Source organism: Pedobacter glucosidilyticus DSM 23534, from assembly GCF_000425145.1.
In the GTDB taxonomy this organism is placed as follows: domain Bacteria; phylum Bacteroidota; class Bacteroidia; order Sphingobacteriales; family Sphingobacteriaceae; genus Pseudopedobacter; species Pseudopedobacter glucosidilyticus.
Window position 1 is genome coordinate 54,442 of record NZ_AULF01000009.1, and the last position, 19,568, is coordinate 74,009.

At 34.7% G+C, this 19,568-nt stretch carries 10 protein-coding genes; all 10 read left to right on the forward strand.

What is annotated here, in order from left to right; genetic code table 11:
- The first annotated feature begins 10 nt into the window (after positions 1 to 10).
- The 10 genes from H510_RS0102770 to H510_RS0102815 all read left to right on the forward strand — a co-directional run bounded on the left by H510_RS0102770 (position 11) and on the right by H510_RS0102815 (position 19,522).
- The gene (locus H510_RS0102770; protein WP_026902918.1) at positions 11 to 1,750 is read left to right on the forward strand and encodes a RagB/SusD family nutrient uptake outer membrane protein; all 1,740 of its coding nucleotides are present in this window, start codon (positions 11 to 13) and stop codon (positions 1,748 to 1,750) included.
- 275 nt (positions 1,751 to 2,025) lie between these two features.
- On the forward strand, positions 2,026 to 3,561 hold the full coding sequence (locus tag H510_RS0102775) for a sulfatase family protein (protein ID WP_036691736.1): 1,536 nt from the start codon (positions 2,026 to 2,028) through the stop codon (positions 3,559 to 3,561).
- Positions 3,562 to 3,587: 26 nt separating this feature from the next.
- On the forward strand, positions 3,588 to 5,249 hold the full coding sequence (locus H510_RS0102780; protein WP_245584779.1) for a beta-N-acetylhexosaminidase: 1,662 nt from the start codon (positions 3,588 to 3,590) through the stop codon (positions 5,247 to 5,249).
- Between the two features lie 75 nt (positions 5,250 to 5,324).
- Positions 5,325 to 6,155, forward strand: a complete 831-nt coding sequence (locus H510_RS0102785) for a glycoside hydrolase family 16 protein (protein WP_026902921.1) — start codon at positions 5,325 to 5,327, stop codon at positions 6,153 to 6,155.
- 213 nt (positions 6,156 to 6,368) lie between these two features.
- A complete protein-coding gene (locus H510_RS19445) occupies positions 6,369 to 9,227 on the forward strand; it encodes a LamG-like jellyroll fold domain-containing protein (RefSeq protein ID WP_081659171.1) in 2,859 nt (952 codons plus the stop codon).
- A gap of 264 nt (positions 9,228 to 9,491) precedes the next feature.
- Positions 9,492 to 10,997 carry an alpha-L-fucosidase gene (locus tag H510_RS0102795; RefSeq protein ID WP_026902922.1) on the forward strand — a complete coding sequence of 502 codons (1,506 nt, stop codon included), beginning with the start codon at positions 9,492 to 9,494 and terminating at the stop codon, positions 10,995 to 10,997.
- 167 nt (positions 10,998 to 11,164) lie between these two features.
- Positions 11,165 to 13,201: a glycoside hydrolase family 2 protein gene (locus H510_RS0102800; RefSeq protein WP_051291023.1), complete on the forward strand. Its 2,037-nt coding sequence runs from the start codon at positions 11,165 to 11,167 to the stop codon at positions 13,199 to 13,201.
- An 861-nt stretch (positions 13,202 to 14,062) separates the two neighbouring features.
- A complete protein-coding gene (locus H510_RS18115) occupies positions 14,063 to 15,712 on the forward strand; it encodes a glycoside hydrolase family 43 protein (protein ID WP_081659172.1) in 1,650 nt (549 codons plus the stop codon).
- A gap of 49 nt (positions 15,713 to 15,761) precedes the next feature.
- Entirely contained in the window at positions 15,762 to 18,131 is a 2,370-nt protein-coding gene (locus H510_RS0102810; RefSeq protein ID WP_026902924.1) for a glycoside hydrolase family 127 protein, read from the forward strand.
- Between the two features lie 77 nt (positions 18,132 to 18,208).
- Positions 18,209 to 19,522, forward strand: coding sequence for an acetylxylan esterase (locus H510_RS0102815; protein WP_026902925.1), 1,314 nt, complete (start codon positions 18,209 to 18,211; stop codon positions 19,520 to 19,522).
- Positions 19,523 to 19,568 lie beyond the last annotated feature (46 nt).

The window sequence follows — 19,568 nt, forward strand, 5'->3', positions numbered from 1 at the left end:
ACTTGAGGAAATGAAAAAGTTAAAATATATTGGATTATTAATGATAACAGTTTTGTCTTCATCTTGCGAAAAATTATTGCAAGAAGACCCAAAGTTTTCTATTAATAGTAAAACAGCATTCGAAGCAGAATCTACAGCAGAAATTGCGCTTAAGGGTTGCTATGGCTACTTAACAACTTATGGTAGCTATGGTCAGCAAACTACAGAGGTACTTGTTGCAGCTTCCGGACTATCTTGGGCACAAACAAATAAAAGCGATAATGACCTGCTAGTATCATTAACTATACCGGCAACAAATGGTTTGGTTAACACAACATGGGGAGCTTATTATAGAGTCATTGGTCAATGCAATTTCTTTATCAATAGTGTTACAGAAAGTAATCTGAGTAGCGAATATAAAACGCAAAGTATTGCAGAAGCTAAATTTCTAAGGGCTTTTTGCTATTTTAATTTGGCAAATATGTTTGGAGATGTACCTTTAAGATTGTTTCCAACATCTACCACAACAATTGCCGTAGGTAGATCGCCAAGAGCTGAGGTTTATGCCCAAGTAGAACAAGATTGGTTAGATGCAGCAGAAAATCTTAAAACTAAAGAACAATTAGGTGCAAATGGAATTGGAAGAGCAACTAAATACGCTGCTTACGCTTATTTGGCGAAACTTTATTTTACTTTAGCAAGTCAGGAGAATGTCTCGTCTTCACCTTATTGGGCAAAAGCCAAAGCTATAGGAGATAAGGTAATCATTGAGGGTAACTACGATTTAGAACCAAAATTTAGAAATCTATTTGTTAACCACGTAAATAATTCCGTAGAATCTATTTTTCAATTAAATTTTTCAACCGCATCTATTACAACAGGTAACCGAACAAGTTGGATTTTTTCACCTGCAAATTCAACTACAGGTATAAGTTTTGGTAGAGAGAGAGCATCAAAAGCCTTTTTTGATTTATTTAAAGGTACTTACCTTAATGATCCACGTCTAAATGTGAGTTTTGTTTCAAGTTGGAAATCACTTAATAATAATCAGCAACAGTTTTCATATCCTTACTTGAGATCTGCTAATCAGGGGACGCCTACAAACCCAATTTTTGTAGCTATTGATTCTATCAAATATGACAACTTGAGCAATCCAACTAACCCAAAAATTTCTGAACTATCTACACGTATGGTAGATAACTTTACAAAGAGAGCTGGAGATCATCCAGGTTGGGCATACTACGGTAAGTTAATGGATGTTACCGCTACAGCACAAAACAGCAATAAAAATCTTATTCTTTTCCGTTATGCAGATTTTCTTTTACTCATGGCTGACGTTGAAAATGAATTAGGCAATAAAGATAAAGCTGTTGAATACATCAACAAAGTATTAACAAGAGCTCGAAATTCTGCAACTCCAGCTAGTGTTAATCCTAAAAATGTATTATTGGACATTACGAAAGAAAATTTACGTAATAAAATCTTCTTTGAAAGATTATTTGAATTAGCAGGAGAACCAGAAATGTTTTTTGATACTAGGCGTAGAGGTGTAGATTATTTTAAAATGATTATAGATAATAATAATAATCACAACATTACCAAAGCATTTGTTGATTATGCAGCTGCAAATGGCAATGTAACCAATTTTAGAGACCGCTTACTACCTTCAACACCTGAGTTATTGAAAAAGAATCTATTGTTACCAATACCAGTAGATGAGATTAATACCAATGATGAGATTAACGAAAGTGATCAGAATTATGGCTATTAAATTTAAAAGAAGATGAAGAATCAGTCTCAAATACTATACTTATCATATTAACTGGAGTCGATTGTCATCCAGCGGAGTCGAAGGAGAAAAACTTCGATTCCGCTATTAACAAAAAATGTAATTTGAAATAGCCTCTTTTTTGATTTTCAAAAAGTTTAAATTTTAAAATCTTTCAAAAAGCAATACTACTTATAGCAGTATTAACCGTCTATATATTGATGTGCAATCAAAGTATAATCAGTTAATTTTTAACAATTAAATTCTTAAACATGAAAATGTTTGATTTTCGCCATATTTATTGGCTTAGCATGCTATTGGCTTTTCTTACTCATGGGTGTAAAAGTAAAGAAGTTAAAAAACAACCCAATATTGTCATCATCATTTCTGATGATCACTCCTTTCAAACCATTGGGGCTTATGGCAGTAAGATTATAAAAACACCCAATATTGATCGCATTGCAAAAGAAGGCGTAACTTTTAATAAAGCTTATGTTACTAATTCAATTTGTGGACCAAGCCGGGCTGTTATATTAACAGGTAAGTATAGTCACAAAAATGGCTTTAAAGACAATGAAACCTCAGTTTTTAACTACAAACAGGATATGTTTGTAAAGCACCTAGCAACTAATGGTTATCAAACCGCTTGGATAGGAAAACAGCATCTAGGTAATAAAACAGAAGGGTTTACTTATTATAATATTTTGCCAGAACAAGGAGATTATTATAACCCTGAATTCATTCGAATGGATGGTAGTATAGAAAATACAGAAGGTTATGTAACCAATATTATTGAAGAAAAAGCTGAAAACTGGTTAGATAAGCGTGATCCTAATAAACCATTTTGTCTAGTTATCGGTCATAAAGCAACACATCGAACATGGATTCCAGATACTTCCGATTTTAATTTGTATGATGATGTGAAATTTCCTTTACCAGCTACTTTTTATGATGATTATAAATGGCGTAAAGCTGCAAGTTTACAGGAGATGCAGGTGAGCAGAAATCTTTTAATGAGTTATGATTTAAAAATGTTAAGCTACGCTTCTGAAAATGAACCCATGATTGAAAGAATGAATCCGGCACAAAGAGCAAAATTTGACGCATATTATAAACCCATAGAAGCAGATTTAAAATCAAGAAACCTAAGTGGTAAAGCCCTAGCTGAATGGAAATATGAACGTTATATGAGAGATTACGCTAGCACTGTTGCATCACTTGACCGCAATATTGGTAGAACCTTGGATTATTTAGATAAAAATAATTTAACAGAAAATACAGTGGTTATTTACTTATCTGATCAGGGATTTTACATGGGAGAACATGGATGGTTTGATAAACGTTGGATGTATGAAGAATCTTTCCGTACGCCAATGGTGATGCGTTATCCAAGGGTTGTAAAAGCCGGAACCGTAAGTGAAAATATGATATTGAATTTAGACATTGCTCCAACCATGTTAGATATCGCCGGTTTAGCAATTCCAAAAGAAATGCAAGGAGAGTCTTTTATGCCCATAATAACCGGTGATAAGAAAAAGGAGCGTGATGCTATTTTTTACCATTATTATGAAAACGGAGAACATGCAGTTTCTCCTCACTTTGGCATACGTACTAAAAGATACAAACTTATCCGCTTTTATAAAAAAGTAGAAGGTTGGGAGTTATATGATTTAGAGAAAGACCCTTACGAAATCCACAATGTTTACGATAATCCAGTATATCAAAAAGTTATTCCTGCACTTAAAAGCAGAATGATACAGTTGATTGATAAATACGAAGATACAGATGCTAAAAAGATTTTAAATAAGAAATAAACCCGCCAGAACCTTTTATAAATATCATGATGATACTCCAAAAAAAACTAGGATTACTACTAGCATTAAGTTTAATAACTTTTCTGCCAATTAGAATAGTTAAAGCACAAAATAATATTATTCCAAAACCAGCAAACATCAAACTTGGTAATGGCTCATTTACCATCAATAATCAAACGATTGTTAGCTATCCTAAAAAAAATACCGAGTTAAGAACCTTGGTAGATTTTTTTAATCAACATATCCATAAAATATCTGGTATTACTTTATCCAGTAATAAAAAATATACTCAAACAATCGAATTTAAATTGGTAGATATAGCAAGCTTACGTAAAGAAGGATATCGTTTAACTGTAGCTAAAGATTTGATTTTACTTGAAGCAAATGCTAAAGAAGGACTCTTTTATGGCGTACAATCCTTAATACAATGTCTACCTGCAATTAGAACAAATGAAGCTTTAAACATTCCTTTTATGGAAATCACAGACTATCCCCGTTTCGGTTGGCGTGGGATGATGCTGGATGTAAGTCGTCATTTTTTCTCAGTAGAAACTATCAAAGAAATTATTGATTTACTTGCAAGCTATAAAATGAATGTTTTTCATTGGCATCTGGTTGATAATGAAGGATGGCGATTAGAAATTAATAAATATCCAAAATTAACCAGTGTTGGTGCATGGAGACAAGAAGTTTATGGTAGCCGTTGGTATGCTAAAGATTCAACTTTAAACCTTAATGATACTTATAAGTACGGCGGTTATTATACTCAACAGCAAGCTAAAGATATTGTTGAGTATGCAAAAGCCAGAAATATTACTGTAATTCCAGAAATTGAAATGCCCGGACATTCAGGTGCAGCTTTAGCGGCCTACCCACAGTTTTCCTGTACTGGAATTCCACAAGCAGTGCCAAATTCTACTGTTGTGAATGGAATTAAAGGACACCGAGGTGTAAACTTTGAATATTGCGCTGGTAACGATAGTACTTTTCTTTTTTTACAAGATATATTAAAAGAAGTGATGCAGATTTTCCCATCAGAGTATATTCATATTGGTGGGGATGAAGTAGAGAAATTCCGTTGGGAAGAATGTCTAAAATGCCAATCAAGAAAAAAAGCAGAGCACCTGAAAGATGCACACGACTTACAAAGCTATTTTATCAAAAGAATTGAGACTTTTTTGTTAGCTCATGATAAAAAACTCTTAGGATGGGATGAGATTTTAGAAGGTGGCCTAGCCTCATCTGCAACCGTAATGAGCTGGAGAGGCGAAAAAGGAGGTATTGCAGCTGCAAAAGAAGGTCATGATGTAATCATGTCTCCTAGTGATCCTTTATACTTTAACCGCTATCAAGCCGATCCAAAAACAGAGCCTTTTGCAGCGGGATTCTCTATAAATAGTATAGATAAAGTATACCATTACGATCCTCATTCTGCTAAACTAAATACCGAGCAACATCAATTTATCAAAGGAAGTCAGTTCGCTCTTTGGACAGAGAATATTGCTACAACAGAATATTTAGAGTATATGATGTTGCCAAGAATGCCAGCACTAGCCGAAGGATTATGGACCCCTGTTGCAGCAAAGAATTACGATGATTTTATAAAACGTTTAAACGCTTGGCATTTTAATGCATGGGCTGCAAAAGGCTTTAGCTTTTACCAAGCATTATATAAACAAAAATATTAAGCCTCATTCGTACATCTTTTTTATAAAGGCTCATAAATAACCCAGATACAATAGCTTTTTTTAAATCCTAAAAAAATGAAAAATACTTTTATAATACTGATGAGCTACATCATCATGTTATTAGGTTGTAAAGCAACTTCAAGGTTTTCAGAAAATATCTCTCAAAAAAATAAAGAACCAAAGTGGAAACTCGTTTTTGAGGATTCATTTAATTCACGGGGGGATTTTAATCAAAAAAAGTGGACTTTTAGTCCTCGTGGAAATTCTCCTTGGAGTAAATATTTAACACCTTCTTCAAAATACGTATACCAAAGCGGAGGTAGTTTAATGTTAATGATGGATAATCAGAAAATTGATGAAGATAATGTCCCTTATCATTCTGGAGGCATACAAACCAAAGGAAAATTTAGTTTCTTATACGGTAAAGTAGAAGTAAAGGCAAAATTTAAATCAGGTAAGGGCGCATGGCCTGCAATATGGATGATGCCCGAAAAAAGTACTTATGGTACTTGGCCCAATAGTGGCGAAATTGATATTATGGAACAAGTTAATTTTGAGAAAGTAGCCCATCAAACTATTCATAATGCCTCAGTAACTAATTCTAAAGGGAATAGTTCTGCTACACACGCTGCAAAATATAAATTAAATGATTTTAATATTTATGGGATAATATGGACTCCAAAATATATCCAGTTCTATGTAAATAATATACTTCAATACACTTATAATAAGCCTGAAAATGCGGATTATAAAACTTGGCCATTTGATCAGCCTTTTTACCTAATCCTCAACCAATCGGGTGGTTTGGGATGGCCAGGAGCTATTCTAGATGCAGATTTACCTTTCAATATACAGGTAGATTGGGTAAAAGTATATCAAGAAAATAAATCGAGAACATATTTCTAAAACTTAAATAGGAGAGTATTAATCTCGTTTGGTTAAAACAACATCAATTTTAAGACTAAAAACCTAAAAGTAAAATCTTTTTATTAAAATATAGCGAGGTAATTCTATTTAATTTTTTTAAAAAGAGTACTACTAAATGCTCCTAAGCCCGTCATATCATTAGTGTTTTACAAATCATAGCACTACCACATTATTAACCCTTATAATTTCAATATGATGAAAAAAATACTCACCATCTTTTTTGCTTTAGGTATCATGGTATCTAATGCCCAAGTAATTAATAAAGCTATGAACTTTCCTGGTAACGGAACTACTACACAGCAAGGTGTTTCCTTTCCAAATATCAATACGTTAAATAGCGTCACCCAATTTACTCTTGAAGCTTGGGTTTATATTGATAACTGGAATACAGGCAGTATAATGTTAACAGGTAACGGAACTGCAACAAACAGAATTGGCATACAATTAGGAACGCTACCAAATACCACAAAGGTATTATACTTTTATGTTGGTAATGGGGCAAATACTAGTTTACAGGTAAATAATCCTAATATTGATGATGGAGCATGGCACCATATAGCCATGGTTTTTGATGGCTCGCAGGCTACTGCTAATGATAGGATTAAGGTATATATAGACGGAATTGCCAAAACTACTGGTATAGTAAACAATGGTACTTTCCCTACTTCAACTGGAGTTGCAACTAACCCTTTTTGGCTAGGAAGAGACTTCTTTAAAGGCCAGATAGATGAAGTAAGGATATGGAATATAGCATTAACACAAAGCCAGCTTGATAATAGAAATACAATCAATGCATACCATCCTTTGTATAACAATCTACTAGCTTATTGGAAAATGGATAACTTAACCAGTGGATTAGTGAAAGACAGTAAAGGAACAATAAACGGGACCATAACGGCTACCACATCAGCCCTTACCACTGTTACCAATAACCCACAGTTTACTTATAAAGTCATAAGTGGTTATGTTCGTTCTAATTTTTATGAAAATGCAAAAATTAGTAATGAACAAATTCTAAATAACAACGATCTCATTTATTTAACATGTAGCCCTTATGCCAATGGTGATTTATTCTTTGAATATCCTATTAATGATGGAGTTCTTACCAACGCAAATTATTTAAGCAGCTTCAATGGTAGAAACGGAGTAATGAGTTTTGGAGGTAATGGAGCAAATATGAATTGTGGTAAAAATCTTTTAAATACCGCTACTGCCGGAGCTAACAGATTCTCTTTTGCTACTTGGGTTTATGTTGATAACTGGGTAGAAAATAGTTATATTTTTAGAAAGCAATCCTCTGCAAGTAATAGTATAGATTTACAATTGGGTGCTCAAGCTACTTCTACCTTATACCTTCATATAGCCAATGGTGGCGATAATTACGTACAATTGAATAATTCAGGAATTGCAGATGGACAATGGCACCATGTAGCTGTTACTTATAATGGTGGTGCAGGAGCAAATTCACAAATAATCATCTATATAGACGGAGTTAGTAAACCTTTAACCTATAAGAATGGGAATGGATTGTTACCAACTTCTGGTCCTTTCATTCAGTCAGACTTTGAATTAGGAACAAATTTTTCAGGTAAACTAGACGAAACCAGTGTAAGTTTATTGACTTTAAGCCAAAGTGAAGTTACAAGTGTTAGAAATGGTACTTATATAGAGAACAATACACCTAGTTTCAATAAAACCAAAGTAGCAGCTTATTGGAAGTATGATGATGCTGCCACTCCTGGAAAAGATTCTAGAACTTGGTTGGGAGTACTCAATGCTTTAAAATCCACAATCAATGGATATGATGGTATTAAGTTACGTTTAGGTGTTACCAACGGAGATTGGACTAGCATGATTACAAATTCTACAGCTAGACAAAATTTTGCTACCAATATTAATAATATTGTTCAAACCTATGGTCTCGATGGTGTAGATTTAGATTTTGAGTGGGCGTTAAACTCTCAACAATGGGCAGATTATAGTAGTACCATAATAGCAGTGGATGCAGCACTATCGCCAACATCCATCTTTTCAGTATCTCTTCACCCATTATATCATCAAATTAGTACATCAGCTATTGCAGCAGTAGATTTGGTGTCTATTCAATCTTACGGCCCCAACCCTAATAGGTTTCCTTACAGCCAATTTTTAGCCGATATAACTACGGTTACAAATTATGGATTTCCTAAACCTAAACTTTTAATGGGAGTACCGTTTTACGGAACTGCAAGTTCAAATCCTAGCCCAAGTGTTACTACGGGTTATAATGATATTCTCATTGCTAATCCTTCATTAAATCCTGCTTTAGATGAGGCAACCGTTAATGGCACAGCTTTCACTTTTAATGGTAAAAACACCATTATATCAAAAACTATTTATACAAGAGATCAATTATTAGGTGGTATTATGTCTTGGGATTTAGGTAATGATGCTACACTTTATTCCAATCCATTATCTTTATTAAGAGCCGTAAATACAATAGCAAATGCTAATATAGGTGAGCCAGATAATTTATTCTTACCTGTTAATATTTCATCATTTTCGGTAAAAGCCAATCTTTCATCGGTAAATGTATTATGGAAAACTTCATCAGAACAAAACAGCCAACTTTTTGAAATAGAGCGTAGTATTAATGGTGTTGATTTTTCTGTCCTTGGCTCAGTTTCTGCAAATGGTAACTCCTCAAAAATAATTTCTTATCAATTTGATGATTTATCACCAGTAACAGGTATAGCTTATTATCGCTTAAAACAAATCGATCAAGATGGTAAATTTGAATATAGCGATGTTAAGTCTGTTCATTATTACCACGGAAAAAAGGTATCCATCAATATTTACCCTAATCCTGCAAAAGATAAGTTAATAATTAGTGGACCATCCACTGATATTAAAGAAGTAGTCTTTTCAGATTTAACAGGAAGAGAATTATGGAGAAAAGCTAATCCAGAAACATCTTTAATAATTCCAGAAAACATCAGCCCTGGAATATATATACTTACAGTAATTTATAAAGACGCCGTATACCAACAAAAAGTAGTTATGCAAAATTAATACAGAAACTACGGGTTAAAAATAACCTTGATACACAAGAAAATAATTAGAATAATCATCATTCTGCTAAGCTAAACTTTATCATTGATATAAAACGGAGGATTTTATTCTCCGTTTTATATAAAAATAAACACTTAAAACGTGAAAATATCAGCGATATATTGTTTGGTGATAAGCATGTTAAACTATACTAATTTTAAATCTGATACTGTAATAAAAATCCGATGAATTTAAATAATCACTTTTAACTTTAATGGTAACTAAATGAAATTCTTAAAAATAACATTAACAACCCTAACAACATTACTAACGATATTAAATCATGTGAATGCCCAAAATACGGCTACTATAGAGCCAGAAGATACCGCGTATGATATTATTCGTAAGGCAGCTAATGTTACTCCTACGCCAAGACAGTTACGTTGGCAGCAACTAGAACTAACTGCCTTTTTCCATTTTGGTGTTAACACTTATACAGGAAAAGAATGGGGTACAGGAAAAGAAAATCCTAAAATTTTTAATCCTACCAACTTAGATACCGAACAGTGGATTCGTACAGTAAAAGAGGCAGGTATTAAACAAGTAATTCTGACTGCTAAACATCACGATGGTTTTTGTTTATGGCCAACAGCTACTACAGAACATTCACTTAAAAATAGCCCTTGGAAAAATGGTAAAGGAGATGTTGTAAAAGAAGTTGCCGAGGCATGCAAGAAATATGATATAGGTTTTGGTATTTATCTCTCTCCTTGGGATATGAATGCTTCTATATATGGAACACCTGAGTATAACGATTTCTTTTTAGAACAGTTAACAGAATTGCTTACAAAATATGGTCAAATTGATGAGGTTTGGTTTGATGGTGCCAATGGCGAAGGTCCAAATGGAAAAAAACAAGTATATGACTTTAATAGGTGGTACACACATATACGCAAACTACAACCTCAAGCAGTTATCGCCATCATGGGGCCTGATGTGCGCTGGGTAGGTACAGAAACAGGATATGGGAGAGAAACGGAGTGGAGTGTCTTACCAACAGCCGAGAAAGATGAAGAAAAAATTGCTTTACTCTCTCAAAAGGATGTAGCTGTAGTCCCTACGTTATCAGGGTCTTTCAGAGATCAGGATCGTGGTAGTAGAAGTAAATTAAAAGGTGCAACTGGCCTAATCTGGTATCCAGCAGAAATGGACGTTTCTATTCGTCCGGGATGGTTTTATCGCGAGACAGAAAACGATAAAATCAAAACACCAGAAATATTACTCGATATTTATTTTGGTTCAGTAGGGAGAAATGGTGTATTACTTTTGAATATCCCTCCAGATAAACGTGGGTTGATACATGAAAATGATATAAAAGTTTTACAAGAATGGAAAAGACTTAGAGATGAGATTTTTGATGATAACCTGGTAAAAAAAGCCAAATTGAAAGGTAATGGTGAAAAGTTAAAAGCAGTTAAAGATGATAACTATAATACTTTTTGGACAACCAAAGGAAACGATAGTACAGCTGTAATAGATTTGAGCTTTAAAACTCCACAAACCATGAACGTATTCGAGTTGCAAGAAAATATTGCTATTGGGCAACGTATTGAGAAATTTATTGTAGAATACAAAGATGGAGAAGAATGGAAAAAAGCTATAGAAGGCACCACAGTAGGATACAAACGCTTGATACAATTTCCAGAAATAACAACTTCATTCATCCGTTTAAAAATTGTTTCTTCTCGTTTATCACCAACACTCTCCAAAATAGGATTATACAAACAATAATTAAAAAAACTTATTAAAGGAATCTAAGAAATAAGGATGGATGCAAACAGTATCTATCCTTAAAAAATCTTAAAGAAATCTACCAATGATTTTAAAGCCCCAAAGGCAACTTCTAAAAAACTTTACTATACCAATCAATTTTAAAAGTAACTTCTAAACTTGTTAAGATGACAAAACAATATCTTAAATCATTTTATGCCCTTATTGGCTTCTTCTTATGGACATTGCCCACATGGGCACAAAGAGATACTATTCTATTAAATGAAAATTGGCAGTTCCTGATGGATAAAAATGCTAAAGGAATGGAACAAAAATGGTTTGAAAAGCAATTAGATAATTCTAAAACTATAAATATTCCACATACATGGAATGTAGAAGAAGAAAATCAGAATTTTTATGGTTGGGGATGGTATCAAAAAACGATACAAGTACCCAAATCATGGAAAGATAAAAATGTTACTATAGAATTTGGTGCTGTAAATCATACTTCCTATATCTACTTAAATGGGAAAAAAATCTATGAAAATATAGGAGATGGCTTCAATAAATTTTATGTTAATCTTAATGGAAAACTCAACTACGGGCAAAAAAATACGTTAACAGTAGCTGTAAATAATGATTATGGGCGTAATAAAATTCCTTTCGGTAACTCGTTTGATTGGCCCAATGATGGTGGTATTATCCGTAAAGTTAAAATGATTGTAAGCGGAAAACCTGCTGCTGCTTACCTTCATGCATCATCATCTGTACATCTAGAGGATGAATCAGTAAAATTAAAACTAAAAATAGGATTTGACCAATCTCTTGATACAAAAACAAGCTTTTTGGTGAAAATCACCGAAGAAAACCAGCCTTCAAAAAAAGTAATTTGGCAAAAAGTAAGTACAGCACAATGGAAGAAAGAAGAAGCAGAAATTAATATCAAACTTGATAAAGTAAATCTTTGGCATTTTGATCGTCCAAACCTGTACAAAGTAGATGTTACCATTATAAATAATAAGAAAGCCGTTGATAAAATAGCTATAAATACAGGTTTCAGAACCTTCCAATTTAAAAATGGCAAAACCTACCTAAACGGAGAGCACATTAAATTAATGGGGATAGAGTGGACAGCTGGTTCTAACCCTAATTATGGTTTTGCAGAACCAGATAGCGAAATTATACGTCATGCCCGTATGATGAAAAATGTAAACGCCATATTTAGCCGTTTACATTTTACACAGGATGATTTGTTTTATGATTTCTGCGATCGGAATGGAATCTTATTACAAACAGAAGTACCACTTTGGGGTCCAGAAACGCCTGTTAATGATACCATCAAAACGTTAGCGCATACCCAACTTAACCGTATGGTTAAAAATCTTTATAATCATCCCTCTATTTTTGGATGGGGAGTAGGTAACGAGCTACGTGGGAGAGATCTGGAAATGAAAAAAATGATTAGCGGACTATTGGCTACGACAAGAAGTTTAGATCCTAACAGAATGACAAGTTATGTAAGTAATACTTTAAAAAATGGCTTTAATACAAATTCTAATTTTGTTCCTGATGCTGGTAGCTTTGGCGATTATTTAATGATGAATGAATACGCTGCAAGCTGGTGGAACATCCCTCAAGCCAAACTTTCTAACTATCTTGATAGCATTCATCATTCTTATCCAGATAAGCCATTCTTTATATCAGAATTTGGCCTATGTGAGCCTAATTTTAAAGGAGGCGATAAAAGACGTATAGAAGACCTCATTTACCACATGGCAGTATATGAGTCTAAACCCTATGTAGAAGGGGCAATATATTTTGATTTAACAGATTACCGTACTCATTATCCTGGTACCATGGATAAAAATAAATTTAGGAGAAGAATCCACGGAGTTTACGATATGTACGGAAATCCTAAACAGTCAATGGAAGTACTACGCGAAATGTCTTCTCCGTTAGAAGTGCAGTACATGTATAAAAAAAGAGGAAAGCTATGGCTCACCATTTTTGGTAGCATAGGGCTTCCCCAGCATATAGTTAAAGGGTATAAATTATATGTTTCTGATAAAACAAGTAATTATAAGCTTTATAGAGCATACCAATTGCCAGAAATTAAACCCGGGGAACGTTTAGATTTAGAAATAGATGATTTATTTAACGGAGAAGGTATTGTAACTGTAGAGCGCCCTAATGGTTATGTAGTTACGCAAAAATCATTTTATTAAATCTAAACTTAAATCAAATCATTAATGTAAAGTTGCAAACTAACGGAGTAATCCTTTTCAAATGGGGGAGACACTAGTCAAATACATGGAAAGCGTGGAAGATAGCATTCTTATGATTTTAAGATTTTTCTGCACAACCAATTGGCAAGGTGTCTACCCTATAGAGAAGGTTTAGGAGGCAAAGTATGCCTCGTGTCTTTTTCATATTTAGTACTAATAAATGCCAATTAACTAGATTTCTTTTTTTAATAAAATTATTTCTATAATTATCTTATATTTTAAGTTGTATGGAACATCTATAATACATCCTGCACAACATAGTCACAAATTGTTGAAAAGACAGAGTAATAAAAACATTAAAACATTTCGGACTTAAAGATAAATTCAGCGACATTTTTTGTAAAGAATTTGGAAACAATAGTGAAAAAAATAAACAAATTTCGAAACGTAATTTTAAAATTGGACGTTCCACCTAACCACCCAACCCCCTAACCACCCAACCACCCAACCACCTAACAAACTAACCAACCAACCACCTAATCACCTAACAAACTAACCACCCAACCACCCAACACATACATCACACATAGATCACACATATCAATCCGAAGGATCACCGAAGGAAGAAAACACCAAAAACCAGACTTTTCGCCATTTTTCACTTATTTCAGCAGCAAGAGCAGTAGAGCCAACAGAAGCTAATAGGTTCTATTTTGTTCTAAACAAGTTGCATAAGGTTTTATTTTGTTCTTTTAGCTCAAACACATTTGGAACTTCATTTTATATGGATAACAATTTTAGCATCTTTATGTGCGTAAAGCTTAAAAACAAGCTCTATCATTAAAACCAATTTAAGCCTCCATGAGTCAGTATTTCATATTTTCAAGACTTAGAAAATTTTGTATATTATTTTTATTAAGTGTTAGCAGTACATTTGCACAAGACAAGCCCGTATTACAAAACCCGGTTTTAAAAGGATATTATCCAGATCCAAGCATTTGCCGTGTAAATGATGATTATTATCTGGTTTGTTCAACTAACGAGTATTTTCCCGGTTTACCCATCTTCCATAGTAAAGATTTAGCAAATTGGCAGCAAATAGGCCATGCTTTAGATAGGCCAGATCAAATAAGATTAGATAGCGTAAACCCATCAGGAGGGATTTTTGCACCTACCATCAGATACCATCAGGGGCTATACTATATTTTATGTACCAGAGCCGGTGGCGATCCTGTAAAAAGAAATTTTGTGATAACAGCAACAAATCCCGCTGGCCCATGGAGCAATCCCTATTGGCTGGAAGAAGCCCCAGGTATAGACCCTTCTTTGTTTTTTGATGACGATGGAAAAGCTTGGTACACAGGTAATAAAATCCCAAATAAAGAAAGATATTTTAAACAAAGAGAAATTTGGTTGCAAGAGTTTGATACCAAAACCATGAAACTTAAAGGTCCGGTAACCCTTTTATTGGATGAAGGAGCAACCAGAGAAGCCCGTAATATAGAAGCCCCACATATTTATAAGGTAAACGGTTATTATTACCTCATCATAGCAGAAGGAGGTACAGATTTTAACCATGCTGTTACTGTTTTTAGAAGTAAAAGCATTCAGGGACCTTATGAAATTGGAGCTAAAAATCCCATCATCACCAGCAGACATTTAGGCAATCATTACCCTATACAAAATATTGGGCATGCAGATTTTGTAGAAACACAAAATGGCGAGTGGTATACCGTTTTGCTCGGAACCAGACCCTACGGTGGAAAAGGTCTGGCTAATTTAGCTCGCGAAACTTTTATAGCACCCTTAATTTGGGAAGATGGATGGCCAGTTGTAGCACCCGGCGAAGGCAAAGTACTCCCCCAGTTTCCTTTTCCTAATTTGCCAGCGTTTAAGGTAGCCAAGCCTGATAGAAGAGATGATTTTGATAGTGATAAATTAGCCTATCAATGGAATTTCATCAGAACACCATCAGCAAATTTATATTCGCTAACCCAAAAAGAAGGAACTTTAAGGCTATATCTGAAACCAGAAACCATTACAGAAAAAGCTAACCCAGCTTTTATTGGACGCAGGCAACAGCATATCAATTTCTCGGCAAGTACATTCATGGAGTTTAATCCAAAAAATAAAGAAACAGCAGGGTTGTTGGTTTATCAAAACCCAACCCATCATTTTAAGTTGGAGTATCTCTTACAGAATGGAAAAAAGGTGTTGCGCTTAACCAAGGTAAAAGCAGGAGAGGTAGAAATACTAGCAGAAAAAGCTGTTGATGCCAAACAATTATTTTTAAAAGTATCTGCCAAAGGTCAGGCCTATACCTTTCACTACGCTACAAAAGAAAACGAATGGAACTTATTACTAGATGATGTGGAAGGCACCATGCTTAACAGAACAATGGCAGGAGGCTTTACAGGAGTTTACCTAGCTATGTATGCCAGTAGTAATGGTTTAAAAACCAAGAATTATGCAGATTTTGCATGGTTTGATTATTTGGGTGAAGATAAATAGGCAGTACAACAATAATGATGTTTTTTACGATGAATAGCTCCTTCCCATTATGATTAAAAAAATTCTCCTCAGCTTCTTATGCTTTCAAACGGCTCAACTTTGCGCACAAGAGCAGCTAAAGGCCCAGCTATTTCCTCTTGCTGCTGTAAAATTAGAAGACGAACTCTTTCTTAAAGCACAACAAAATAATTTAAAGTATATATTGGCTTTAGAGCCAGATAGACTTTTAGCTCCATTTTTAAAAGAAGCCCAGCTTACGCCCAAAGCACCCATGTATGGCAATTGGGAAACCAGCGGACTCGGAGGGCAAACTGCTGGTCATTATCTTTCATCACTTGCCATGATGTATGCCTCAACCAAAGAGCCAGAGTTGATAAAGCGGCTAAACTATATGATAGATGAGCTAGCTATATGCCAACAAAAAAATCCTGATGGATACCTTGGCGGGGTGCCTGATGGTTTAGCCATTTGGGCTGATGTAGCAAATGGAAAAATAGAAGTATCAAACTTTTCATTAAATAAAAAATGGGTGCCATGGTACAATTTACACAAGCTTTATGCCGGCTTAATTGATGCTTATTTAATCAGCAATAACCAGAAAGCAAAACAAATACTCGTGAAACTGAGCGATTGGTGTTTAAATACTATTGCCAATTTAAGTGATGAGCAGATGCAAAATATGTTGCGTTGCGAGCATGGCGGTATGAACGAGGTTTTAGCAGATGTAGCAGCCATCACTGGTGATGATAAATATTTAGCGGCAGCCAAGCGCTTTTCGCATCAATTTATTCTACAACCCTTAATACAACAAAAAGATGCCCTCACCGGTCTTCATGCCAATACGCAAATTCCAAAAGTAATTGGTTTTATGCGTATAGCAGAACTTACAAGTAACCAAAGCTGGAAAAATGCAGCTAAGTTTTTTTGGGAAAACGTAGTTTATCATAGAAGCGTAGCCATAGGAGGCAATAGCGTAAGAGAACATTTTAACAAAACCGATGATTTTTCTGAACTTATTCATCATAAAGATGGTCCAGAAACTTGCAACAGTTATAACATGTTGAAATTAAGTAAGCAGCTGTTTCAAAATCATCCACAAGCAGCTTATATGGATTTTTATGAGAAAACCACCTATAACCATATACTAGCTTCGCAACACCCGCAACACGGAGGCTTGGTTTATTTAACCCCTATGCGGGCGCAACATTACAGAGTTTACTCTAAACCAGAGTTGGCTTTCTGGTGCTGCGTGGGTACAGGTATAGAAAACCATGCTAAATACGGCGAGTTGATTTATGCTTATCAGAAAAATGACATCTTTGTAAACCTATTCATAGCATCCACCCTAAACTGGAAAGAAAAAGGCCTGATTTTAAAACAGGAAACAAAATTTCCTTTTCAGGAATCTACAGCATTAACGCTTAAATTGGCAAAACCATCCTCATTTACCTTATACATCAGAAAACCAGAGTGGTTAAAAAATGCTCAGATGAATATTTTAGTTAACCAAAAGACTGTAAAAGCCCAACTACAGGCAAATGGATATTATGCTATCCAAAGAAACTGGAAAAATAATGATCAAGTAAAGCTTACCCTGCCCATGGCAACTCAAGCAGAGAAATTACCCGATCAATCTTCTTGGGTAGCTTTTAAACATGGTCCAGTAGTACTTGCTGCAGCTACCTCTTCTCAAGATTTGGTAGGTTTAGTTGCCGACGATTCCAGAAAAGGGCATATTGCTAACGGACCAATCTATTCTGTTGCAGATGCTCCGGTTCTCATCACAACAGCTACAGATTTTAAACCCCAATTAGAAGTTATCGATAAAGAAAAACTTATTTTTAGTGCTTCCTCATACATTTATCAGGCTAAGTACAAAGACCTAAAATTGATTCCTTTTTTTAAGCTGCATGATGCTCGTTACATGCTGTATTGGCCGGTAAGTAATCTCGAAAATGTAGAAGAAAATCGTAAGAAATGGCTGGCAGATGAGCAAAGAGTTTTACCATTAGAAACTGCCACGATAGATTTTGTGGCACCTGGCGAACAACAGTCGGAAGTAGACCACGCTTTTGAAGGCGATCAAACAGAAAATGGATTATTTAGAGATAGGCGGTTTAGAGCCATAAAATCTTGGCTCTCCTATGAGCTTAAAAACGAGAACAAGCAGGCCAGAAAACTCCGTATTACGTATTACGGAGCCGATAAGGTAAACGGACTTCAAATTTTTATAAACGATAAGCTTTTGCAACAAGTTGTTTTAAATGGAGATAAAGGAGAAAAGTTTTTTGATGAAGAATACCCCATTCCTGATGATATACTTTCAAGCGTTGACGCTAAATCTTTAAAAGTGAAATTTGTAAATCAGGAAGCTACGCCAACAAAAATCTTTTTTATAAGACTTTTAAAAAACTTATAAATGATAAAATGATTTTTATGATTTACCTAACAATATTAACTTAGCAAATATTAGCTAACCATATACCAAACCGCAACATGAGGAATTCTATTCTTAAATTTAAAAACCTAACGTTTATCATATTAAGTTTTTTACTTGTTTTAACCGTACAGGCACAAACCAATACCACATCCAGCTTTACTTTAGTAGTTACCGCCGATAAACCTAACTGGATTTACCAATTGGGCGAGCAACCTAAATTTAAAATTACAGCCCTTCAAGACGGTAAGCAAGTTAAAAACATAAAAGTAAAGTACGAGCTTGGTCCAGAAAAAATGCCAGCTATTAAAAAGGACTCGCTAATTTTAACCAAAGGAGAAGCTTTTGTAAATGCCAATTCTTTAACAGCACCAGGTTTTTTAAGAATAACCGTTACGGCACAATCTGGAGATAAAATAGTTAAAAGTTTGGCTACAGCAGCTTTTGCTCCTGAAAGCATAAAACCTACCATTACTTTGCCTGATGATTTTAATACTTTTTGGGCAAATGCGATAAAGGAGTTAGATAAAGTGCCTTTTGATGCAAAATTAGAATTGCTAAAAGAACGTTCTACAGCCACAGTTGATGTTTACCAGCTCAATATCCAAAACATAGGCACTTCCAGAATTTATGGTATTTTGTGTGTGCCAAAAAAAGAAGGAAAATATCCGGCCGTGTTAAAAGTACCGGGTGCTGGTGTAAGACCATATAATGGCGATATTGCCCTGGCAGAAAAAGGTTTTATAACCTTAGAAATAGGTATACATGGTATCCCGGTTAACTTAAATGCAGGTGTTTATGATGATTTAAGAGCTGGTGCATTAGCAGGTTATCCTAGCTTTAATTTAGACAACAAAAACAGCTTTTATTATAAAAGAGTTTATTTAGGATGTATCAGAGCCTTAGATTATTTAGCCAATCATCCAGCTTATGATGGTACTAACTTAGCTGTACAAGGTGGCAGCCAAGGTGGGGCATTATCTATTGTAACGGCAGCATTAGATAAAAGAATTAAATATTTGGTGGCATTTTACCCAGCTTTAAGCGATGTTACAGGTTATTTATTTAATAGGGCAGGTGGCTGGCCACACTACTTCAATGCAACATCTGTAAACCTAAATAATACCAAAGCCAAGCTAGAAACTTGCCAGTATTATGATGTAGTAAATTTTGCTAAACAGTTAAAGGTTCCAGGCTTTTACAGCTGGGGATTTAATGATGAAACCTGTCCGCCAACATCTATGTATGCAGCTTATAACAGCATTAGTGCGCCAAAAGAATTAGCTATTTACAAAGAGTCTGGACATAGACAACTGCCCGAGCAAAAAGAACAAGCCACCAATTGGTTAATAGATAAGTTGAAAAAGCCTTAATTGCGAAATTTAAAATAATCTTATACCCTTGTATTCAGAACTATTT